At 69.6% G+C, this 23,980-nt stretch carries 8 protein-coding genes and 1 tRNA gene; 3 read left to right on the plus strand and 6 right to left on the minus strand.

The genetic code is table 11. The features are described 5' to 3' along the window. Positions 1–66 precede the first annotated feature (66 nt). Positions 67–564, plus strand: a complete 498-nt coding sequence (locus tag BR07_RS26375) for an XRE family transcriptional regulator (RefSeq protein ID WP_155957116.1) — start codon at positions 67–69, stop codon at positions 562–564. Positions 565–860: 296 nt separating this feature from the next. Continuing rightward, complete coding sequence (locus BR07_RS25630; RefSeq protein ID WP_231476454.1) at positions 861–1,865, plus strand: tyrosine-type recombinase/integrase; 1,005 nt, start codon at positions 861–863, stop codon at positions 1,863–1,865. A gap of 141 nt (positions 1,866–2,006) precedes the next feature. Here BR07_RS25630 and BR07_RS0119855 read toward each other — a convergent pair. The 3 genes from BR07_RS0119855 to BR07_RS26380 form a co-directional block, all read right to left on the minus strand. Continuing rightward, a tRNA-Thr gene (locus BR07_RS0119855) sits at positions 2,007–2,078 on the minus strand. A gap of 25 nt (positions 2,079–2,103) precedes the next feature. Beyond that, positions 2,104–3,240 (minus strand): GGDEF domain-containing protein, encoded by a 1,137-nt coding sequence (locus BR07_RS0119860; RefSeq protein ID WP_027506919.1) that lies wholly within the window; start codon positions 3,238–3,240, stop codon positions 2,104–2,106. 160 nt (positions 3,241–3,400) lie between these two features. Then, positions 3,401–4,492 carry a GGDEF domain-containing protein gene (locus tag BR07_RS26380; RefSeq protein ID WP_155957117.1) on the minus strand — a complete coding sequence of 364 codons (1,092 nt, stop codon included), beginning with the start codon at positions 4,490–4,492 and terminating at the stop codon, positions 3,401–3,403. A 203-nt stretch (positions 4,493–4,695) separates the two neighbouring features. On the opposite strand from BR07_RS26380, the gene BR07_RS0119870 reads away from it, so the two are divergent. Further along, a complete protein-coding gene (locus tag BR07_RS0119870) occupies positions 4,696–6,165 on the plus strand; it encodes a threonine/serine ThrE exporter family protein (protein WP_373425300.1) in 1,470 nt (489 codons plus the stop codon). Between the two features lie 3 nt (positions 6,166–6,168). Here the strand turns inward: BR07_RS0119870 and BR07_RS0119875 are convergent, their stop codons facing one another. The 3 genes from BR07_RS0119875 to BR07_RS25645 form a co-directional block, all read right to left on the minus strand. Continuing rightward, the gene (locus tag BR07_RS0119875; protein ID WP_027506921.1) at positions 6,169–6,417 is read right to left on the minus strand and encodes an MbtH family protein; all 249 of its coding nucleotides are present in this window, start codon (positions 6,415–6,417) and stop codon (positions 6,169–6,171) included. After that, on the minus strand, positions 6,414–7,787 hold the full coding sequence (locus tag BR07_RS25640; RefSeq protein ID WP_081821437.1) for a lysine N(6)-hydroxylase/L-ornithine N(5)-oxygenase family protein: 1,374 nt from the start codon (positions 7,785–7,787) through the stop codon (positions 6,414–6,416). The genes BR07_RS0119875 and BR07_RS25640 overlap by 4 nt, the downstream gene beginning before the upstream one ends. A gap of 86 nt (positions 7,788–7,873) precedes the next feature. Next, positions 7,874–23,980, minus strand: a complete 16,107-nt coding sequence (locus BR07_RS25645) for a non-ribosomal peptide synthetase (protein ID WP_037186926.1) — start codon at positions 23,978–23,980, stop codon at positions 7,874–7,876.

Here is a 23,980-nt window from a genome sequence, read left to right on the forward strand (position 1 = left end):
CCGCCGATGTCCGGGCAGGCACTCTCCGACCGCACTGCCGAGCTCGGCCACCACATATCGAGGGCGGTGATCTCCGACCTGGAGACAGGGCGGCGGAGGGGGCTCGATGTCGCTGATCTCCTCGCACTGGCCGCAGCGCTCGAAGTGGCGCCCGCCCAGCTGCTGTTCCCTGATCTTCCCCGCGGAACTGTGGACGTACTCCCTGGTGTTCCCCAGGAATCCCACGACGCCGTCAGGTGGGTGGGAGGAGAAAGCGGCCTGTTGATGCGCGAGGATTCGGGATGGTCCGACGAAGCAACCGGTCAGCCGGTTCCGGTGTTCGTGCGCCGCCAGTTCGATGCCCGCAGAGACCGTACGACGCTGACTCACGAATGGCACCGCACGATCACCGCGATGCGTAGCGCACGCAAGCAGCTGCAAAGGGCACTCGAGAACAACGAATCGCCCGACCAGATCGAAGCCCTGGAGATCATCTACGAGAACGCGCTCAAGCAGACGGCAGCGCATCGGGACACCATGGCCGGGCTCGGCATGACCGTCGGAGATGGACTCCCCCGTGGCTGATCGCTCATCGAGTACGCGATCGACGCGGATCCCGGCGGGAGCACTGAGAAACATCGCTGCCAGTTCGGCTCAGTCGGTCGATGGCTAGAAACCAACTACCCCCGCAGATCCGAAAAATCTCGGTCACCGATCGCCGTACGGCGAAAGAAGTTGTTCGCTACCAGGTCACTGTCGATGCGGGGACTCGAGAGGTACCGCGCCTGCGACCTGACGGATCCACCTATCTGCACACGACGCGATCACAGTCCCGACGGCGATTCGACACCGAGAAGGACGCTCGCGCGTATCTGGCCCGCGTGACCGACGAGGTCAACCGGGGTGTTCACGTCTCGGGTAGCGCTCTGTCCGTCGACGAAGTCGGCGAGGCATGGCTCGCGGGCCGGCGGGTGAGACCCACGACGAAGAACGCCTATCGGCACGCGCTCGAACCGCTGAGGCAATTCCATGGACCTATGCCGGTACAGAGATTGACCAAGGGCCACCTCGACTCGCTTGTGACCGCACTCGCCGCCGGCGGAACACCGATGACACCCCATTCGGTGCGTCGACCGTGGAGCCCGCAGTCTATCAATCCCATGCTCAACATCATCTCGGCGGTGCTGACCGACCTCGTCAAACAGGGACTGCTGGTGCGGAACGTCGCCTTGTTGGTGGATCGACTGCCGCGCACCCAGCCGCAGATGCGAACGTTCTCTGTCGAGGAGATGCGCCAGATGTTGGCTTTCGCGCAGACCGATCGAGTGGGACACGCGTGGAACCTGGCCTTGTCCGGCCTGCGCCGCGGTGAGATCTGCGGTCTTCGGTGGTCCGACGTCGACCTGGACGCCGGCGTCATGTCGATCCGCAACAACCGAGTGTCTGTCGCCGGTCAGGCCGGGGACGGACTGACCAAGACGGAACGGTCGAACCGCGTTCTTCCCCTGACCCCGGTGCTGACCGCCGCTCTGATTGCCGCCCGTGAGCGTCAGGACCTCGAGAGCGCCGCTGCCGGTGCGAACTATGGACCGGGCACCCATATCGTGTGCGACGTACTTGGCCACGCCTACCACCCCGACACATTGTCCAACTTCTGGCAGACGGCGTGTAAGCGCGCCGGGGTGCCGCAGATCAGGTTGCACGATGCGCGCCACACCTGCGCGACGTTGATGCACCTGCAGAACGTTCCCATAGCCGTCATCTCGGCGTGGCTGGGCCACGCGGATTCTGCCTTCACGATGCGCACGTACGCTCACGCCCCGAACGACGCCCTCAAGATAGCGGCCCAGAGCCTCCAGACGATGTCAGACCTTCACGGGAACTGACCACGTCCGTACGCCCCGATTTCGACCCTCTGTGGAGCAGTTCCGAGCGACTTGTGACAACTCGTGACATCGGCGCCCTGCGGCCCATTTCCGGGAAGCGGTCCGAATCACATAACCGCAGGTCGCGGGGTCTAAAGCTTGAGCCTCCTGTCAGGATTGAACTGACGACCTTTCGCTTACAAGGCGAGTGCTCTACCACTGAGCTAAGGAGGCGTGCCCGGCGAACCGAGCGGCACCATCATAACGAGAGCCCCTCCTGTCGGCGCCCGCCCACCCCGTCGGTTCCGGGGTCGGCGACGCTGACCCTGTTCCCGCCCTGTCGCTTCGCCTGGTACATGGCGGCGTCGGCGCGATCGAGCAGGCTGTTGAGCATCACGGCGGTGTCGCCGCGGGCCTGCGACAGGGGTAGGGAGGCCACCCCGATGGATGCGGAGATCGGTGTCGCGTCGTCGTCTCGATGGATGGCGTGCAGCAGCGCGCGGGCGACGGCCGGTCCCCTCGACTCGTCGCCGGCGACGACGACGAGGAACTCCTCGCCGCCGATACGAGCGGAGACGGCGTCGAAGGACACCCGACCGATCCGGGCGGCAGCGCTGCGGAGGACGTCGTCGCCGATGGTGTGGCCGAAGCGGTCGTTGACGGACTTGAAGGCGTCGAGATCGAGGCAGACGGCGGACACGACGGTGGCGCCGTCTGCGGGTGCGAGTCGCGCGCTGCGGAGCATCGACTCGACGTCGACGAGCAACCCGCGTCTGTTCCGTAGACCGGTCAGCTGGTCGTAGAACGCGCGCGCCGCGTCGTCACGCAGTGCGGTGAAGAACAGGTGATTGAGCGACGACGCGGCGAAGAGGACGACGAGGACGGTGACCAGGGTCGACACGGCGGCGGACACCTCCACCGACGTGGTGGTCACCAGTCGGAGGAACAGCAGCCCGGCGACGCCGATGGCCCAGGCCTCGTGGCAGACGAAGACGCGCACGCCGTGGAACGCATTGGCGTAGTTCCCCACCGTCACCAACAGCGCGGCGGAAATGACGACGATCTGGGACGGCGGCAACGCGAACAGCACCGCGGCGATGGTGACGTCGCCGATGATGACGAAGCGCAGCGACCACGTCCGGGAGAGGAAGTGGCCGCGCCCCCACATCAGACCGAGCGCGATGGAGACGACGGTGGCCACGGCGAACACCCACCCGGATGCGCCGAGTCCGGCGTCACGGGCTGTGACCAGATCCGCGACCGTCTTCACTGCGAGCAGGAAGCAGGCCACGCTGATGAAGTACGGCGCCGACCTCAGGTAGGCGTGGGTCCGGTGGTAATTGGCGACCCACGCGTAGTCGATGTCGGACGACCACCACTCGCGGAGAACACGCACTCGAGCCAGCCTTGCATCGAAACGGACAACAGTGTCGACGGTGGTCCCCACACCGTCGTCGACCGCAATGGTAGGCACATGGTCCCCGGTCGACACGGTCATTGCGGGAACAGAGCCCGAAAAAGACCGACCGAACGAGGTCTAGGACGGTTTCCGATCGTCAGAGGCAGTGCGCGTCATCGCCCGTCGCGACGGCTGCGCGATGCCCACCGCACCGTTTCGCCTCGTACATGGCTCGATCAGCAGAGGCGAGGACCGTGTCCAGAAGGTCCCGAGTATCGACGCGGCCGTCCGGCAGGGGAACGGTGGCCACACCGATGGACGCAGTGACGGGGGTGGGATCGTCGGGGCGGTGAATGGCGTCGAGAAGGGCGCTCGCCATCTGCGGCCCGGGGTCACCCACACCGACGACCACGAGGGCGAACTCCTCCCCGCCCGTCCGCGCGCTGACGGCGTCCCCGGCGACCGCGGCGATCCGACCGGCCGCGCGTCTGAGCACCTCGTCGCCGGCCGCGTGGCCGTGCCGATCGTTGATCGACTTGAACGCGTCGAGATCGATGCACAGGATCGACACCGCGACCGGCGTGCCGGCGGCGTCATGGATCTGCTTCTCCACGTCGACGAGCAGGCCCAGACGATTACGCAGCCCGGTGAGCTGATCGTGATAGGCCCGCACCGCGTCGTCGCGAAGCTGGGTGAAGAAGACGTGGTTCAGCGTGGATCCGCCGTACACGACGAACGCGACGACCACAGCGGTCGCGGCCACGACGACCAGGCTCTCGGACCCCACGGCGAGCGCTCGCAGCACCAGCGCCGTCGTCGCCCCGAGGACGAGGATGCTGTGCACGAGGTACACGCGCAGGCCGTGGAACGCACTCGCATAGTTGCCGACAGCGAGCAACAGCACGCTCTGCACGACGATCACCGACGACGGCGGCAGCATCACCAGCGGGGCGAGGACGACGATGTCGGCGACGGCCACGAACGCGACCGATCCGTAGCGACCCGGCATTCGTCCGCGGAGCCACCACAGCGCGAGAGCGGCGGTGACCGCTGCGGACACGAGGAGAACCGTCGGACGGAACCCGGCACCTCGGACGGTGGCCAGATCCGCACCGGTCTTCACGAGAAGCAGGACGCATGCGAACGCTATGAGGTACGGCGCTCGCCGGATCGCGGTGCCGTGGCGGTGGTACGCCACGACGCTCTCGTAGTCGACGTCGGCCGCCGAGATTCCGGGGAGCACGCGCACGGTGTGGCCGTCCTTGCAGGGTCGGACGTCGTCGCCCCCCGACGGTCGACGTGGTTCCAGCACTGTGCCACGAGTGGGCGCATCCGGACGCCGAAAACGGTGTGCGGGCGTGAGCCGCCTCGGTCAGGGAACACCCGGGTGGACCCGGTACCTTCGTCGGGACAACCGGACACCAGAGCGGACCGAGAGAAGGAATGACCTACCTGCAGGGCTTCGCGTCGACGTTACGACGCATGACAGGCGAGCGACGCGCCATCGTCGACACCCCGGCGGGTGCACCCAGTCCGCTCCAGCCCATCGACCTCACCGACGACGCCAGCGTGTCGGAGGTGCTCGACCTCGCGGTGCGTGTCGGTGAGGTGACCCTGGCCGCCGGGACCGGTGCCATCGACACCGCCAACCAGGTGCAGTTCATCGCCTCGACGTACGGCCTCGCCCGGTGCGACGTGGACGTCACCTACAACTCGATCGTCATCAGCGCCTACCGCGGCCCGACCCTCCCCCCGGCAAGCACGATGCGCATCGTGCACTACCGGTCCATGGACTTCACGCGCCTGGCCGACGTGGACGCTCTCGCCCGCAAGATCCGCCTGGAGGTGCCGACACCGGCGGTCGCGCTGGCGGAGCTGAAGGAGGTCACCCGGGCACCGCACCCCTACAACCGGTGGATCGCCACCCTGGCGTGGGCGGGCATGGCCGCGGCGATCTCCGTCCTGCTCGGCGGCGGTGTGCTGGTGGCCGCCGTGAGCTTCCTGTCGACGATGGTGATCGACCGCGTCGGCCGAGTGCTGAACCGTGCCGGTCTGCCCTTCTTCTTCCAGCAGGTGGTCGGCGGTTTCATCGCGTCGGCGCCCGCCATCACGCTGTACAACTTCCAGGAACAACTGGGCATCTCGATCCTGCCGTCCCAGGTCATCGCGGCCGGCGTGACAGTGCTGTTGTCGGGGCTGTCGCTGGTCGGCTCGGTGCAGGACGCCATCACGGGCGCCCCGATCACCGCCGCGGCCCGCTTCTTCGAGCTGTTGATGATGACGGGCGGCATCATCGCGGGCGTGGCGACGACCCTGCGACTGGCGGCGCTGCTGGGCGCCGAGCTGCCGGTCATGAGCAACGTCGCGCCTCCGGACCTCGCCCAGGTGCCCACCAAGGTGCTGGCCGGCGCCTTCGCGGCCCTCTTCTACGCACTGGCCTGCTACGCGGAGCGCCGAGGTCTCACGGCGGCGTTCGCCGGCGGTTTCGCCGGTGCGCTGGTGTTCCTCATCGCGCAGCAGGTCGGTTTCGGGCCGGTGCTCTCGTCCGCGATCGCCGCGACGGTGGTCGGCTTCGCCGGTGGTCTCATGGCTCGCCGAGCCCTGATCCCGCCGCTGATCGTCGCCGTCGCCGGTATCACCCCGCTGTTGCCGGGTCTGTCGGTGTACCGCGGCCTTTTCGCCCTGCTCAACGATCAGACGTTGCTGGGCCTCAGCGCACTGCTGGCGGCGGTGGGCACGGGCGGCGCACTGGCCGGCGGCGTCACGCTGGGCGAATGGGGTGCGCGCACACTGCGCCGCCCCCGCATAGTCGAACGCACCGAGTCCCTGCGTCGACCCATCATGAGACTGGGCCGCGCGGACTCGGTGCGCTCGAAGCTTCCGGTCAGGTCGCGGAGACGGTCCGCGGCGCGCTGGAAGTAGAGATCAGGAGGGATTCTCGACGCGGTGACGACCCGCGGCGTCCTCTTCCATGGCCTCGCGGAGACTGCGGGGACGCATGTCGGTCCAGTTCTTCTCGACGTACTCCAGGCACGCTGCCCGGCTCTCCTCGCCGAACACGACGCGCCATCCCTGGGGCACCTCGGCGAAGGTGGGCCACAACGAGTGCTGATCCTCGTCGTTGACCAACACGTAGAAGCGTCCGTCTTCGTCGTCGAACGGGTTGGTGCTCATCTTGCCTCGCTCACTGCAAACGTCGATGCCGGGCGTTCCCGGCGGGCCTTGTCGGTCTCGGCGCGGGTCGCCGCGCCTGTGGAACCGGTGTCGACCCTAGCAAGGACCGCGCCACCGGCACGCCTCGCAACGATGGAGTTCAGGATTTCTCCGGATCTGATCGCGACATTCGAGAGCAACGACGACGTGATGCCGTGCGTGGTCTCGGTGCCGCCCTGCAGGTAGACACCGGGTGCACCGGCGGTGTCGGCCTCCGGTGTCGCCAGCAGGCGATAGTCGCGTGTGACGACGCGGGGGCCGCCGTCCTCGGGCGCCAGTTCGCCGAGGAGCGGGCGCAGGGGCGCGGGCCGGAAGCCGGTCGCGAGCACGAGTGCGTCGCAGTCGAGGGTGTCGGCGATGCCGTCGATGCTGTCCCGGATGGTCACCTCGATGCCGTCGGCCGTCTCGACCACGCCGTCGATGGTGGACGCGCGGCGCATGAACAGCCGGCGGTGACCGCTGACGCGCTCCGCGTACTCCGCGCGGTAGAGCTCCTCGATCAGCTCGATGTCGACGACCGAGTAGTTGGTGCTGCGGTGCAGCGCGATGAGCCGCTCCCGCTCGAGGGCCGGTGCCCGGTGCAGTTCGTCGACCGCGGACGGATCGAAGATGCGGTTGGCGTAGGGACTGTCGTCGGCGGGGCTGTAGCCGTACCGCGTGAAGACACTGTGGACCTCGGCGTGCGGGTAGTGACCATGGAGGTACTGCACCACCTCGGCTGCCGACTGGCCGGCGCCCAGCACCACGAACCGTCCGCGGGTCGGCTTCGGCAGCTCGGCCATACGTGGCAGGAAGTCGTGGTTGTGGAAGCACCGTGCGGACAGCGATGCCCACTCGGGGACCCGCTGGGTCAACCCGGCGCCGACGGAGACGTTGCGGGTGCGCACGACTGTGCCGTCGTCGCACCGGACGGTCAGGACGTCGCCGTCCTGCGTGATGTCAGTGACCGACGTGCCGAAGCGGACGTCGGCGTCGACCCGGTCGGCAGCCCAGGACAGGTAGTCGTGGAACTCGTGCCGCGTCGGGAAGAACGTCTGGTGATTGACGAAGTCCACGAGCCGGTCGCGTTCGTACAGATAGTTGAAGAAGGTGAACCCGCTCCGCGGATTGCGGAACGTGACCAGGTCCTTCGGGAACGCGATCTGCATCGTCGCGCCGTCGAGCAGCATGCCGGGATGCCACCCGAAGCTCTCCTGACGTTCCACGAACACCGCCCGGACGCGCTCGTGCTCCGCGCACGTCTCGTTGTGTTCCTCGATCGCGATCGCCAGCGCGAGATTCGCAGGTCCGAAACCGACACCCACGACGTCGAGTACTTCTGGACTGCTCATGCTTCTCCCACCCGTTCCGTCCCGGATCGGATCGTCGCGTGGACGTCGGGACCGTCGGTCAGCTTAGCCTAGCCTTTGCTGGTCCACTAGCCCTCGACGACCGATCGCAGGTGCAGAGTGAGCCGTTCCACGAACCGACCGATCGTCCCGCGATCGGCACCCGCAGCGAACTGCAGCTGCGCGAAAAGTGCAGCGTCGTGGTCCGATTCGCTCTCGTGGACACTCAGCGTCAGGTCGGCCCACGGTCGACCGACGGGTATCGGCAGGAGTGCCGCGCCGGCGTCGCCGAGATCTGCGACGTGGTGGTGCACCACCAGGAACTGCGGACGGTGCATCTCCGGCACGCCGGCGCCCTCGACGATGTCGACATAGGAAGGACCGGAACGGCTCAGCGCCGCGACGGTCTCCGCCTGCACCCGACGAGCCACCGTCGCCAGATCGGATCCTGTTCGCGTGCGGATCGGCACGACGTCGGCGAACGCACCCACCATGGCGTGCGTGCTCTCGTCGTCGCGGCCGGCGACCATCGTGGCGATCGCCAGGTCCTCACCCGCACCGAGGTCGGTGAGAGCGAGCGCGAAGGCAGCATGCAGAACCGACACGAGACCCGCACCCTCGATGGTGCGCAGCGCTCGCACCACGTCGACATCGATGTCGATCGCGACGGCGTCGGACCCCGACTCCCCCAGCGCGATCGGAAGACTCACCCGACTCGGCACACCGTCCAGGGTCTCGCGCCACGATGTGATCGCCGAGTCGTCGGCATCCCGTCGGGCGACGGCCCAGCGCGCGACGTCGCCGTACCGCAGCGGTAGCGGCGTGAACTCCGGCGCCCCGGCACCGGAGCGCGCCTGCGCAGCGTGCATCAGATCGGTGAGCAACGGGACGACCGACCACTCGTCGACGGCCCAGTAGTGCATGACCAGGAGAACTATTCTTTCCCTGGAATCGTTCTGTAAGAGCATGATTCGCAGACCCGGTCGCTGCGTGAGATCCAGGGGTTCCTGTGCGATCTCGTAGGCGCGGCGGCGAATGTCGTCTGCCCCGACGTCGACGGTCTCGAGCGCCACCGGGTCGCCGAGGGCGGACCCCTCGCCCGGCACCAGAACCGAGTGCAGCGGTTCGTGCCGCTCTGCGACATCGCGGACCGCGGCGGCGAGCACCGCCGCGTCCACGTCGGGCAGCTCGAGAACCAGAGCGTGGTCGGCCTGCACCACGTGCCCGTTCTGCAGCCTGGTCTCCTGCATCGGACTCAGCGGCACGACATCCGGCCTGTCCGGGTGCGCGGTCAGGTGCGGTCCCTCGTGTCCACCGCGATCGGCGAGTCGCTCCGCCAAGGCGCGGACGGTCGACGCCTCGAAGACGTCGCGCACCGAGATGTCGACGTCGAGTTCGGCGCGGACGGCCGACACCCACTGCATCGCGGCCATCGAATGACCGCCGAGAGCGAAGAAGTCGTCGTCCGTCCCCAGCTCGTCCAGGCCCAGAACCGCTGCGGCACTGCGCACCAGCGCACGCTCGACGTCCGTGGTGGGAGCGCGGCCGCCGACCACCGACGACCACTCCGGCTGCGGCAACGCAGCTCGGTCCAACTTGCCGTTGGGTGTCAACGGCAACGTCCCGTCGACCACCACGACGAGAGTGGGCACCATGTAGTCCGGCAGCACCGTCGCCGCGTGCGTCCGCACCGCGGCCCCCGTGAGATCGTCACGCCCGGTGACGTATCCGACGAGTCGGCTCACCTCGGACGACTCGTGCACGACGACGGCGGTCTGATCGACACCGTCGAACGACGCCATCGCGGCCATGATCTCGCCCGGCTCGATCCGGAACCCCCGCACCTTGATCTGGTCGTCGACGCGCCCCAGGAAGTCGAGATTGCCGTCGGCACGCCAGCGTGCCCGGTCGCCGGTGCGGTACATCCTGCCGCTGGGAGCGGCGACATCGGGCACGAATCGGTGGGCACTGAGCCCCGGCTGCCCGAGGTACCCGCGCGCCAACCCGCGGCCGGCGATGTACAGCTCCCCCGACACCCCGACCGGGACGGGCCGCAGCCGATCGTCGAGCACGTACGCCCGCTCGTTGGGATCGGGTACGCCGATGGGCACGGAGGACGTCCAGCCCGGACGAGCCTGCCACAGAGTGTTGTTGACCGTCGCCTCGGTCAGTCCGTACGCCGCGAGCAGGTTCAGATGCTCGGACCAGGCGGAGATCACCGCGGGCGGCACCGTCTCGGTACCGACGAGCACGGTGCACCCCTCGGGCAGTGCGCATCCCGGCGGGAGCGCCGCCATGAGCGACGGCGGGATGATCGCGTGGGTCACCCCGTGCTCGGCGCAGAAGTCGGTGAGCTCGGGACCCGCCACACGCGCATCGTCGGGCACGATCACCAGTCGCGATCCCGTGCACAGGGCCATGGCGAGTTCGAAGACCGCGACGTCGAAGCCTACCGACGCGAACTGCAGGACCACCGATCCGGTGGTGAGTCGCATGCGGTCCTCCGCCGTGGCCACGAGTGACGAGATGCCCTCGTGCGGCACCACGACACCCTTGGGGCGGCCGGTCGAACCGGACGTGTAGATGACGTACGCCGCGAGTTCGAGCGAGGCCGGTCGCGCGAGCTCGACACCGGTCGACGGCGGGATGTCCTCCACGAGGACGTGTTCGGCCGCGGACGGCACCTGCGCGGTGGCCGCGGCCGACGTCAGGGCGAGGGTCGCCCCGGAATCGGTGACCATGTACTCGAGCCGGTCCGCAGGGTGCTTCAGGTCGAGCGGGAGATACGCCGCGCCCACCGCGAGGACCCCCATGGTCGCCGCGATGGTCCACACCGACCGCGGCACCGCGACCGCGACCACGGCCTCGGGGCCGACACCGCGCCGCTGCAACTCCGCGGCGATGTCGAGGACGTGCTCGTGCAGATCCGCGTATGTCCACGTCGTGATCTCGTCGACCACAGCGATCGCGTCCGGAGTGGTCTCGACCCACCGCAGGTACGACTCGAACAGCGACTCCTCGGGCACCGCGCGGGCGGTGTCGTTGAAGCGCCGGAGGACGTCGTCGCGCTCGGTGGGCAGGAAGATGTCGACGTCGTCGACCACCGCCGTGGCGTCGGTCGCCAGTGCGTCGAGCACTGCGAGCTGACGTGCTGTGACGGCCTCGGCGGTCGACGCGTCGAACAGATCCTCGGCGTACTCGAGCTCGAGCACCAGGCGGTCCGAGGTGAGATCCTCGGTGTAGTTGAACACCAGGTCGAACTTCGCCGGTGTCATCAGCGCCGCGTCACCGTCGCCGAGCGGACCGGTGTGATGGCTGATCATGACCTGGAACAGCGGGTTCCGCGACATGCTGCGCTCGGGAGCGACCCGCGCGACCACCGCGTCGAACGGCACATCCGCGTGCGCGAAGGCCTCGAGGTCGACGCTGCGCGCCTCCTCCACCGCCCGCTGCAGCGTGGAGCGGCCGTCGACCGCGGTGCGCAGAACCAGCGTGTTGACGAAGAACCCGACGAGCTGGTCGAGCCCCTCCTCACCGCGCCCGGCCACCGGGGCGCCGAGCACGATGTCGTCGGACCCGGTGATCCGGTGCAGCAGCACCGCAGACGCCGCGTGCAGGGTCATGAAGACACTCGCGTCGAGACTCCGCGCGAGTGTCCGCAGGGCGCGCACGGTCTCGGGATCGACGGTGCGACGCACCACCGATCCGCGATGACTCGGCCGCGGCGGACGCGGTCGGTCGGTCGCGAGTTCGATCTCGTCGGGAGCGCCGGCCAGGGCGGACTGCCAGTAGGCGAGCTGACGCCCCGCGAGCGACTCCGGATCTGCGGCGTCGCCGAGCAGGTCGGCCTGCCACAGCGTGTAGTCCGCGTACTGCACGGGCAGCGGAGGGCGGGCATCCGTGTCACCGGACAGTCGCGCCGAGTAGGCCGCCATCAGGTCGGCCAGCAGTGGCCGGTCCGACCACTCGTCGGTCGTGATGTGGTGCAGGACGAGCACGACGACGCACGAGGTGTCCTCGTTCCGGATCAGCGCCGCACGGATCGGGATCTCCCGGCGCAGATCGAACGGCCGCGCCGTCATCTCGGCGACCACGGCGGCGGCATCGCCTTCGTGAACGAACAACTCCGGTGACGCTGTCGTCAGGACATGTTGCGCCAGAACGCCGTCCGCATCGCCGAAGACGGTGCGGAGCGACTCGTGCCGTTCGACGACGTCGGCGAGGGCGAGCCGGAACGCATCCTCGTCCACCTGCTCGGGGAGCGGCAGGACGATCGGAAAGTTGTAGGCGGCCGAGTCCGGATCCAGCTGATGCAGAAGCCAGAGCCGTTGCTGCGCAGCCGACATGGGCACGACATCCGGCCGGTCGTACCGACGCAGAGCCGGCCGCGCGTCATCGCCTCGCGATCCGACTAGCGCGGCGAGACCCGCCACGGTCGGCGCGGCGAACAGATCGCGCACACTCAGCTCGGTGCCGAGCGCGGTCCGTGCACGGCCGACGACGCGAGTCGCCAGAAGTGAATGGCCACCGAGATCGAAGAAGTCGTCGTGGATCCCGGTGCCGCGGCGGCCGAGCACGTCGTCGAACACGTTGCACAGCACGCGTTCGACCTCGGTCCGCGGCGGCACAGCGTCGACGGCACTCTCGTCCGGCGCCGGCAGTGCGGCGACGTCGAGCTTGCCGTTGACGGTCATCGGGAAAGACGAGACGAGCACGACGGTGGGCACCATGTAGTCCGGCAGGACCACGGCGCAGGCCGCCCGTACCGATTCGGCATCCGCGTCGGTGTCGACGTAGGCGATCAACCGGGCCAGCCCGCCCGGCCCCGTCGAGGTGACGACCGCGGCGCGGCGCACGCCGGCCACCGACGACACGACCGAGGCGACCTCACCGAGTTCCACCCGGTGACCGCGGATCTTGACCTGATCGTCGGTGCGGCCGAGGTAGTCGATCAGTCCCGTTCCGACGCGGCGACGCACGAGGTCACCCGTGCGGTACATGCGCTCCCCCGTCCCGAAGGGATCGGCGACGAAGCGGTCCGCCGTGAGGCCGAACCGTCCCGCGTAGCCACGGGCGAGTCCGGCTCCGGCGATGTACAACTCGCCGGCCACGCCGTCCGGTACGGGCCGCAACCAGCCGTCCAGCACGTGCGCCTCGGTGGCGCGGATCGGCAACCCGACCGTCGGCGTCTCGCTCTCGTCGGTACCCGCGCCGAGAGTGTTGATCGTGTACTCCGTGGGGCCGTACAGGTTGTAGCCGAGCACGCCGTCGGTGGATCGCAGTGCGGACCACACGTCGTCGCCGACGGCTTCACCGCCCAGCAGGACGAGCGCCGGTCGATGCCCGTCGAGCAGACCTGTCTCGAGGAGGAGGGATGCGTACGTGGGGGTCACATTGATGACGTCGATGCGCTCCTCGTCGATGTAACGGACCAGGGCATTGGCGTCGCGGCGCAGCACCTCGTCGGCGACGTGCACCTCGTGACCCTCGACGAGCCACAGGAGTTCTTCCCACGACATGTCGAACGCGAACGACACCGTGTGCGCGATCCGCAGTGTCCGACCGTGTGCCGCATCCACCACCGGGTCGAAGATCGCGGACCGGTGGTTCAGCTGCATGTTGGTCAGTCCGCGGTACGGCGTGACGACGCCCTTGGGCGTCCCGGTCGACCCGGACGTGTAGATGACGTAGGCCGGGTGATCGAGCCGATGCGGCGTTCCGGGCGCGAACACCCCCAGTTCGGCTGCGGTGAGCGGTGACTCGTCGCGGAGTGGCTCGAGCACGACGATGCCGTCACGTCCGCTCAGTCGGCGACCGACCGCATCCGTGGTCACGGTGCACAGCGGACGAGCGTCGTCGAGCAGAGCATGGATGCGAGCATCGGGATGATCGAGTTCGAGGGGCAGATAGGCCGCGCCGGTGCGCAACACGGCGAACAGCGCGACCACCATGTCGAGACCGCGAGGCAATGCGAGAGCCACCACGGTCTCCGGTCCCGCACCGCGGCCCAGCAGGACGCGCGCCAGACCTTCCACCCGGCCGGCCAACCCGGCGTAGGTGAGGTGCTCGGACCCGGCGACGAGTGCGATTGCGTCGGGATCCTTCTGTGCTGTGCGGAGCAGCATCTCGGTCACGGTGAGATCGGGAACCTCGTCGACCTGTCGGTCGAGGCGTGGCAGCGCCGGCAGAACCGAACGCGACCCCTCGGTCGCGAACCCGGCCACCAGGCGGGTGAACTCGTCCGCGATCAGGTCGACGCGCTCGACGTCGATCGCCTCCGGCCGGTACTCGACCGTCACGGCGATCCGAGCGCCCGGCGTGACGACGACGGTGAGCGGATAGTTCGTGTGGTCGATGCTGTCGGTGCCCGCGACACCGTGCGCCGCGTTCAGGGACGCCGCCGAGTCCTCGGAGACGAAGTTCTGCACCACGCAGAGCGTGTCGAACAGAGTGCGGTGCGGCGACACCTCGATGATCTCGGCGAGACCGAGGTGATCGAACTCCATCGCCTCCACGCGGTCGCCCTGGACACGGCGGACCAGGGCGTCGACGCTCTCGCGGGGATCGAGCACGGTACGGACGGGCACCGTCGACAGGAACATCCCTGGTGCGGTGTCGAGTCCCTCGACCTCGGGCGGTCGGCCCGCGACCGTGATGCCGAAGACCACGTCGGTGCGGCCGGTGGCCGACGAGATCGCCAGTGCCAGAGCGGCCGTGACCACGGCGTTGAGCGTGACACCGCGCTGACGGGTGGCGGCGACGAGCGCGGCCGTCGTCGACGCATCGAGCTCGTCGCGTCGGCGCAACGGGATACCGACCGGCGGCGCGGCGCGGTGCGCCACCAGCGTCGGCTCGTCGAGACCGGCCATCGCCGTCGCCCACGCGGTGCGGGCCACGACGCGGTCGCGTTCCGCGAGCCACGTCAGGTACCGCTCGAACGCGGTGTCCGCCGGCGCGGGCAGCCCCGGATTCTCGTAGCGGGCGAGCAACTCTCCCACCACCACACCGTTGGACCAGCCGTCCCAGACGAGGAACTGCCGGTTGATCACCAACCGATCGCGCCCACCGTCGAGATGCAGCACGAGCACCCGCCACAGCGGTGGTGTCGACAGGTCGAACGGGGTGTCGCGGTCCTCCTGCATCCACCGCTCGGCCTCGTCGTCGTCTCCGGCGTGTGCCTCGCGGACGGGCACCTCGCACGACGACGACACGACCTGCACCGGCACACCGGCGGCCGTCTGCGTGAACCCTGCGCGCAGCTGTGGGTGGCGGCGCTGCAGCCCGGCGACGGCATTACGCAGCCGATCGAGATCGAGGCGGTGATCGAAGTCCAGCGCGAACTGCGCCGTGTAGATGTCGCGCTCCCCCGCGGACAGACTCTCGAAGACCAGCCCCTCCTGCAGAGGAGTCAACGGCCACACGGTCTCGACGGATCCCTGTGCGGTCAGCGCCGTCAGCTCGTCGGGAGTGAGGTCGACGAGAGGGACGTCCGACGGCGTGAGGATCGGCGGCCCGTCGTGTGTGCGGGCGGCCTCCGCGAGATCTCCGAGCGCCGTGCGGAACTCGCCGGTGAGCGAGGTGACCGCCTCGGACGACAGGTGCGCGGACGACCAGGCGAACTGGGCCGAGAGAGTCGGCTGTGCACCGTCCGTCACGTGCGCGTTGATCACCAGACGGTAGGGACCGCCCATGTCGGCATCGGGATCGGTACGCACGGTCTCCGGAGCCCTGTCGAACGGGGCCGACCCGGCGGCCGGCACCCGGCCCAGGTAGTTCAGCAGGATCTGCGACTGCTCACCGCGCGCGAGAAGGGCTGCGGTGCGGGCATTCCCGTAGCGCAGGAGCCCGTATCCGAGGCCACCGTCGGGCGCCGCACGCAGGGCCTCCTTCGTCTCCGCGAGCACCGCGACGGGATCGGTTCCCGGCCGCAGCCGGACCGGAGCGATGGACGTGAACCACCCCGTGGTGCGCGAGAGATCCGCCGCGTCCGACCGACCGTGGCGCTCGAGGTCGACCAGTACGTCGCGGTCGACAGACCACCGGGTGAGGGCGAGCCGGAGCGCTGCGGCGACGACGTCGGTCACATCGCCGCGCACGAGAGCGGGCACACTGCCGAGCACCTCGGCAGTGACCTCGGACGACACGTCGACGGTGCGGACGTCGCCCTGACCGACCACGGCGTGGTCGGTGTCTGCCGGTGTGAGCGCGCCGCCCGGCGCGGTGACGGCGGTCCAGTGGTCCAGTTCCGCGAGACGAGCGGGGCTGTGGGCACTCTCGTCGAGCAGGCGCCCGTACTCCCGCAGTGAGGTCCGCACTCGGTCCAACGTCGGGGTCTGGCCGCTGTCGTGCGCGATCCACGCCAGTGCGAGGTCCTCGACGAGGATGCCCCACGAGACCCCGTCGACGACGAGGTGATGCGCGACGAGCAGCAGCCGGCCGGGCTCGGAGCCACGGTCGAACCACACGACCTCGAGCACGGCGCCGGCCTCGGGAGCCAGACGGTCGGTGGCGGCATCGGATTCGCGCGCGACGAGGTCGGCGAACGCAGACTCGTCGAGATCGACCGCGTGGACGCGGTGCACGGTGACCGAGGCCTCGGGGCGCACCGCGGTGGTCCAGACACCGCGGAGGTGACGGGTCAGGACGAGGCGCAGGCTGTCGTGATGTTGGACCAGCGCATCGACGGTGCGCTGCGGCGTGGTCTCCTCGACCGGAGCCGGAACCACCAGCAGCAGTGACTGGTTGAACCGATCGTTGCTACCGGACCACTCGGACAGCCGGTGCACCACGGGGAGCGGGCGCACCTCCCCGACACCGGACTCCGCAACCGTGGCGGCCTGCGGAGACTCGACCCGTGCGACCTCCGCGAGCGCACGCGGAGTGCGCTTCTCGAAGACGTCGCGGGCGCTGATCTCGAGACCGCTGCCCCGCGCCAGGTTCACGAGCCGGATGGCCAGGATGCTGTCGCCGCCGCGGGCGAAGAAGTCGTCGTCCTCACCGACCGCCGCTCCACCGAGAACGGTGTGGAAGTGGGTGCACAGCAGCGCGACCGGACCCGACTCCGTCTCCGTGGTGGTCGGAGTGTCCGAACGTAGGGCGGCCAGCAGCGCTGCCCGGTCGAGCTTGCCACTGGGCCCGGTCGGCAGATCAGCCACCACGGCCAGCGTCGTCGGCACCATGTGCTCGGGCAGACGGTCGGCCAGGTACGACCGCAGTGCGGCCTCGTCCACCGACCCCACCACGAAGGCGGCGATCTGCGCGGTCCCGCGGTCGGTGCGCACCACCGTGGCGGCCCGGTCGACGGACGGATGCGAGCGCAGCGCCGCGTCGATCTCACCGAGCTCGATACGGAAGCCCCGCACTTTGACCTGGGTGTCGGCGCGACCGAGGTAGTCCAGCGCCCCGTCGCGCCACCGCACGATGTCGCCGGTGCGGTAGAGCCTCTCCCCGTCCGGCCCGGCGACGAACCTGGTGGAGGTGAGACCGGGGCGGCGAAGATACCCGCGCGCCAGCTGCGGACCCGCCAGGTACAGCTCGCCCGGCACGTCCGGTCCCACCGGCGACAGCCACCCGTCGAGTACGCGGAACCCGACGGCGGGCATCGCAGATCCGATGGGCACCGCGTCGCCGGGGTGGTTCTGCACGCCCTGCGCGGCGGTGACGTCGACGGCCGCCTCGGTAGGGCCGTAGAGGTTGTCCAGGCGCACGTGTGGAAGCAGATCGCCGACGCGGCGCGCGGACTCTGCGGACAGTGCCTCCCCGCTGCAGACGATCACGCGCAGCGACGTGCACGTCGCGACGTCCGGATCGGTGAGGAACGCGTCGAGCATCGAGGGGACGAAGTGCACCCAGGTGATCTGCTGCGCGCGGATCACCTCGACGAGACGGGCGGTGTCGCGGTGCGCATCCGGGTCCGCGAGCACGAGCGTCGCTCCGGACACCAGCGGTCCGAAGAACTCGCTGACCGAGACGTCGAAACTGGAGGGCGTCTTCTGCAGCACTCGGGTGCCCACGGCGAGCGGAGTGTGATCGCGCATCCACTCGAGGCGGGGCACGATGGCGCTGTGCGGCACCACCACTCCCTTGGGACGGCCGGTCGATCCCGAGGTGTAGATGACGTACGCGGCGTCGGCTGGGGCGGGCCCGGGTGCTGCCGTCGGCTCGGCCTCGAACGGTGCGAGATCGCCGCCGATCACCGCGGCGGGATGCGCGTCCTCGATCATGAAGGCCAGACGCTCGGCCGGGTACCCCGGATCGAGCGGCAGGTACGCCGCGCCCGACCGGACGACCGCGAGCAGTGCGACCACCAGATCGATCGAGCGCGGAAGCGCCACCGCCACCACCGATCCCGGACCGGCGCCACGCTCGCGAAGGCCGGCGGCGACCCGCTCGGCGCGCGAGTGCAGCTCGGCGTAGGTGAGGGACTCCTCGCCGTGGACGAGGGCGACGCCGTTCGGGGTGGTCCGGCGCTGCACCTCGAGGAGATCCACCAGGGTGGTCGAACTGTCGGACGAGGGCGGGTCGACGACCGCCGGACGGTCCGTCGCCGTCACCGCGGACACCAGGGTGTCGGCCGGTGCGGTCGCGACCGCGACGACGGTGTCCAGCATCGACTGCGCCGTCGCTGCCGAGACCAGCGCCGCGTCGTACTTCAGCTCCAGCGTCAACCGATCGCCGGGGATCACCATGAGCGTCAACGGGTACGGCGAGTTCTCCTCCACCCGAATGCCCGTCAACGCGATGGTGCCGGACGGATCGGCGATGGCGGTGTCGCCCAACGGGTAGTTCTCCACCACGACCAGCGAGTCGAACAACGAGTCCACGCCCGCGACACGACGCAGAGTCGGCACGCCTACATGGTGGTGATCGAGCAGATCGGCCTGCTCCTGCTGCCAGCGCTGTACCGCGGAGGCGACGGTGTCGTCCGCTCGCAGTCTCCATCGTGCCGGGATGGTGTCGATGAAGAGCCCCACCATGGACTCGATACCCGCGACCGGTGCCGACCGTCCGGACACCGTCGACCCGAACACGACGTCACGTCGACCGGTGGCGCGTGCGAGCGCGAGACCCCAGGCCCCGTGCAGCAGGGAACCCTGCGTCACCGCGGCATCGCGCGCACGTCCCGACACCACGGCGGTGACGTCGGAGGAGAGGTCGACCCGCACGGATGCGGTACCGCTGCCGGCGGCGCCGAACGCCGGGACGGGTACCGACTCGCGGACACCCGCGAGTGCGGCGCGCCAGACCCGTGCCGACGCGTCGATGTCGCGCTCGGCGAGGTGGCGGACCCACGCCGCGGGCGCGGTGACCGCCGGAAGAGCCGGAGTGTCCCCGTAGTGAGCGAGCATCTCGCGCAGCATGATCGGGATCGACCATCCGTCCGCGACGATGTGGTGGATCGACTGCACGAGGGACGAGCGGGTCTCGTCGTGGCGGACGAGGGTGTAGCGCACCAGCGGAGCGGTGCCCAGATCCATGCCGGCACCGGCGTGCTCGGCCAGCACCTCGTCGACGGTGCTGTCGGACACGGTGAACGGGACATCGACGGTGCGGTGCACCACCTGGACCACGCGCCCGTCGGCGAGGGGTCGGAAGCTGGTGCGCAGCGATGCGTGTCGAGCCACCACGTGCTCGAGCGCGGTGCGGAGCACGGCACTGTCGACCGGGCCACTGATCTCGACCACCTGCCCCACGACGTACGGGTCCGCACGACGACCGGCCTCCGGCCTACCCGCGTCCCCGAAGGTGCTGTGGAAGTAGATGCCGTCCTGCACCGCGGTGAGGGGCAGGACGTCCTCGACGTCGTCCGGGAGCGCCGCGACGTCGTCCGCGCCGAGAGCGGCGAGCGGGAAGTCGGCGGGGGTTCGGCGAGCGCTCGACGCAGATCCGGCGACGCGGTCGAGTGCGGCGGTCCACGCATCCACGATGCTGTCGTCCACCACACCCGGCACCCAGCGCAGGGTCGAGACGAGCTGTCCCCCGGTCTCGATCACGTCGATCGTCAGCGCGTGCGCCGCAGGCTGATCAGGATCGGAGCCCCCGGTGACGGACACCCCCACGTCGGTACTGCGGCCGAGGTAGTTGAGCAGGACGCTCGGCGCCGCGGCCTCCGCCAGGGCGGGCTCGCGGCGCAGGTACCGCAGTGCGCCGTATCCGACGCCCGACGCAGGTGCCGAGCGCAGCGAGTCCCGAATCTGCAGCAGGACATCGGCGTCCGGGTCCGGACCGGTCGGTAGCGCGACGGGACGGACGGTCGTGAACCACCCGACGGTGCGCGTCAGATCGACCGCGGGGGCCTCGACGACCTCGACGTCGCGGCCGTGTCCCTCCACGTCCACGACCACCCACGGCGCCGAGTACCCGTCCCACGACGCGAGGGTGCGGGCGAGTGCTGCGAGGAGCACCTCGGTGGGCCCGGTGCGGTAGGCGGTGGCGACGTCGGTCAGCAGAGCCGCCGTGACGTCGGCGGGGGTGGTGACCGTGTGCGTCGCCGACAGTCGATCGGCCGCGGTGAGTGTGCGAGCACCGACAGTGTCGCTCGAGGTCGTCAGAACCTCACGCCACCAGGGTAGTTCGTGGTCGAAGTGGCCGGCGTCCGCAGCATCGGCGATCAGGCTCGCCCAGCGGCGGATCGACGTGGTGACCGGTGGCAGCGTGGGCGTGCGGCCCTCGATCAGCGCACCCAGTGCCGTCAGTAGATCCCCGAGCAGGATGCGCCACGACACCCCGTCGACGACGAGATGGTGCACCGACAGAATCAGCGTGTCGGCCTCGAGAGACACGGCCACCATGCCGCCCGGCCGCATCGGATCGAGGCGGGCCACGGTGTCCGCGACGGAACCCGTGCCGAACTCGGGGGACACGGTGTCGGCCGGCACGGTCAGACCCTCGCTCCACACGGCACGCAGCGCCGGGTGGTGGGCGACGACGAGCTCGACGGCCGCACACACGAGTACAGGGTCGGTGCCCGGAGGCAATGCCACGGAGGCGGTCTGGTGGAACGCGGCGCCGATGCCGCCGTGCTCGAGTGTCCGCGCGACGATGGGCGTGGCCACCACCTCGCCGACAGGATCGTCGTCGACGGTCACCAGTTCCGCCGGAGCCGCGCCGGCGATCGCCTCGGCGGTACGCAGGGTGAAGACGTCGCGCGGGCCGATCGCCAGCCCTCGTTCGCGGGCCTGCGCGACCACCGTGATCGCCACGATGCTGTCGCCGCCCAGGGCGAAGAAGTCGTCCGTGACACCCACATTCTCCACACCGAGCGCCGACGCCATCACCTCGCACAGCACGCGCTCCCGCTCGGTCCGCGGGGCCACGGCGTCGCCGCGCACCTGCTCCGGATCGGGCAGAGCCCGCCGATCGACCTTGCCGTTCGCGGTGGTGGGGAAGGCATCGAGCACCACGTAGGTGGACGGCACCATGTACTCGGGGAGGACGCGTGCACAGTGCGTGCGCAGCACCTCGGGTGTCAGCGCGGCGCCGTCCGGCACGATCCAGGCGGCGAGAAACGCCGCGCCCGCGCCGGTTCGGCGCACGTCGACGGCGGCGCGTCGCACACCGGGGCACGAGCCGAGCGCGGCTTCCACCTCCTCGAGCTCGAGGCGCATGCCGCGGATCTTGACCTGGTTGTCCACCCGGCCGAGGAAGTCGAGGGTGCCGTCCTCCGCCCAACGTGCGCGGTCGCCGGTGCGGTACAGCCGGGCGCCGGCGGGGCCGAACGGATCGGCCACGAAACGCGACGCGGTCATGTCCGGTGCGCCCACGTAGCCACGACCGAGGAGGAACCCGCCCGCGTAGAGCTCTCCCCCGACGCCGACCGGCACCGGGCGCAGCAACGAATCGAGCACGTAGAGGCGCGTGTTCGGGTTGGGGCGGCCGATCGACGTGGCGATGCGAGGAGCGTCGCCCGTGTAGATCACATGGGACACACCGATGGTGGCCTCCGCGGGCCCGTACCCGTGGTACAACGTGGTGCCGAGTCGAGAGCGGAAGCGCGCGAACAACTCCGGAGTGAGCACCTCACCGCCGCACCACACGTGCCGCAGGCCGGACAACGATCCGTCCGTGTCGAGGGCCAGCAGCGCGTCGAGCATGGACGACACCAGGTACACGAAGGTGACGTGGCGCCGCGAGATGACATCCAGGAGATACAGACCGTCCCGCTCGCCCCCCGGTTCGGCGATCACGAGGGTGCCACCCGACAGCAACGGGAGCAGGATCTCGTTCACCGAGATGTCGAAGGACAACGGCGCCTTGAACAACGACGCGTCGCCCGGTCCGAAACCGAGCACCCGATCGCGCTGCCACACCATGCGGGCACAGATGGCCTCGTGGCGGATCATGGCACCCTTGGGCGTCCCGGTACTGCCGGAGGTGAAGATGACGTAGGCGAGCTGCGAGCCGTGCACCACGATGTCCGGTGCGGACGTCGGCCTGTCCCCGAACTTCCAGTCGTCGAGATCGACCGTCCACCGGCCCTTCTCGTGGCCCGCACCGGTGAGAACGACGCGGGTGTCCGCATCCTGCTGCACCCGCTCGCGGCGATCCGCCGGCCAGTCCGGATCGAGCGGGACGAACGCACCGCCCGCGACCATCGCGGCCAGCACTCCCACGACCATCTCGATCGAGCGCGGCATCGACACGGCCACGACACCCTCGCGGGGCAGGCCCGCGTCGAGAAGTGCATGAGCGAGCTGGTGCACCCGCTGCGAGAGCTCGGTGAAGGTGAGCGTCCGCTCGCCCAGTACCACGGCCACCGCATCGGGGGTGGCGGCGACCTGCGCCGCGAACAGAGCGGGCACCGACGTCGACACGGACGGTTCCGCGGTGTCGTTGAAGGTGTGCAGTAGGCGATCGAGATCGGGCTCCGACATCGTCGACAGGGAGGACAGTGTCCGATCCGGCTGCGCGAGAACCTGATCGAGCACCCACTCGAAGCGGTCCCGGTGGCCGATCAGCGCGTCGTGCGCACCGGGGCGCGAGCGCAGGTCGAAGACCAGCGGCTCGTCGTCCCGGCCGCCGGTGACGGTGACGTCGAGATCGCGCACCGGTCCGGTCTGGAGGCTGTGCATGTGCGCCGGCGAACCGCCGATGTCGATGCCGTGCTCCACCATGAGGACGTTGATGCCCGGCCCGTGCACCATGCGGTCGCCGGAGTCCCGCAGCTCCCGAGCGATGTCCTCCCCGCGGAAGCGCCCGTGCCGGACCGCGCCGATCGATGCCCGCTGCAGTTCCCGCGCGACGTCGGCCACCGTCATCGACGGCGAGAGTCGCAGTCGCACGGGAAGGATGGTCGACGCCATGAACGGCGTCGTCCGCGCACGACGGCCCACGCGGGCGGTCGACGGCAGTGAGACGACGAGATCGTGACGGCCGGTGACCGCGGACAGGTACGCGATCCACACCGCCGGCGCGAGGCGGGTGCGTCGGATGTCCTCCGTCTCGGCGACGTCGTACAGCGGGGTGAGGCGGTCGATCGGCACTGAGACCCGCTCGGTGACCGCGGACCCCGTGTCGGGCACGTCGGGCAGCAGCACCGGCGGCTCGGGGGCGTCGGCCATCTGGTCGAGCCAGTAGTCGCGGTCGCGACGGAAACCCTCGGACGCGCGGTACTCCGCATCGGCCACCACCAGCGGCTCGAGAGCCCACGCGGATACGGTGGGACGAGCGGCATCCGGCCTGCCCGCGGGTGCGACTCCCCGATCAGGATCCGCATAGCGCGCGCGGACCTCGTTGAAGATGATCGACATGCCGAAGCCGTCGACGATGCCGTGGTGATACCTCTGGTGCCAGAGCACGTGCTCGTCCCCGAGGCGGAGAAGCGCCGTCGCGAAGAGATCGCGGGCGCCGCTGGTGTCCGCCGACGCGATGTCGCGCGCGATCCAGGCCTTCGCCTCGGCCATCGGGTCGGCAGCCGCGCGTAGGTCGACGACCCCGACCGACCACTCGTCGTCACTGCGGTACTGCACGGGCTCGGGACCGGAGAAGTCGAATCGCACGTGCAGCGCGTCCGCGTCGGCGATGACCGACCGGATGACGTCACACGCACGGTCGAGGTCGAGCGGGCCGGTGATCTCGACGAGCAGCGAGATGACGAAGTCGGTGCGGTCACCCAGCAGGTGCTGCGCGGTCCAGACCTCCGTCTGAGCAGCGGTCAACGGCAGCACAGCGGTGGTGACGACAGATCCCCGAGACAT

The sequence above is a fragment of the Rhodococcus sp. UNC23MFCrub1.1 genome (assembly GCF_000686025.1).
Lineage (GTDB): Bacteria > Actinomycetota > Actinomycetes > Mycobacteriales > Mycobacteriaceae > Rhodococcoides.

Bases quoted from the DNA above. Each gene is read 5' to 3' on its own strand.
- BR07_RS0119875 (WP_027506921.1), bottom strand. From the start codon at position 6,417: ATGAGCACCAACCCGTTCGACGACGAAGACGGACGCTTCTACGTGTTG.
- BR07_RS25640 (WP_081821437.1), bottom strand. From the start codon at position 7,787: ATGAGCAGTCCAGAAGTACTCGACGTCGTGGGTGTCGGTTTCGGACCT.
- BR07_RS25645 (WP_037186926.1), bottom strand. From the start codon at position 23,980: ATGTCTCGGGGATCTGTCGTCACCACCGCTGTGCTGCCGTTGACCGCT.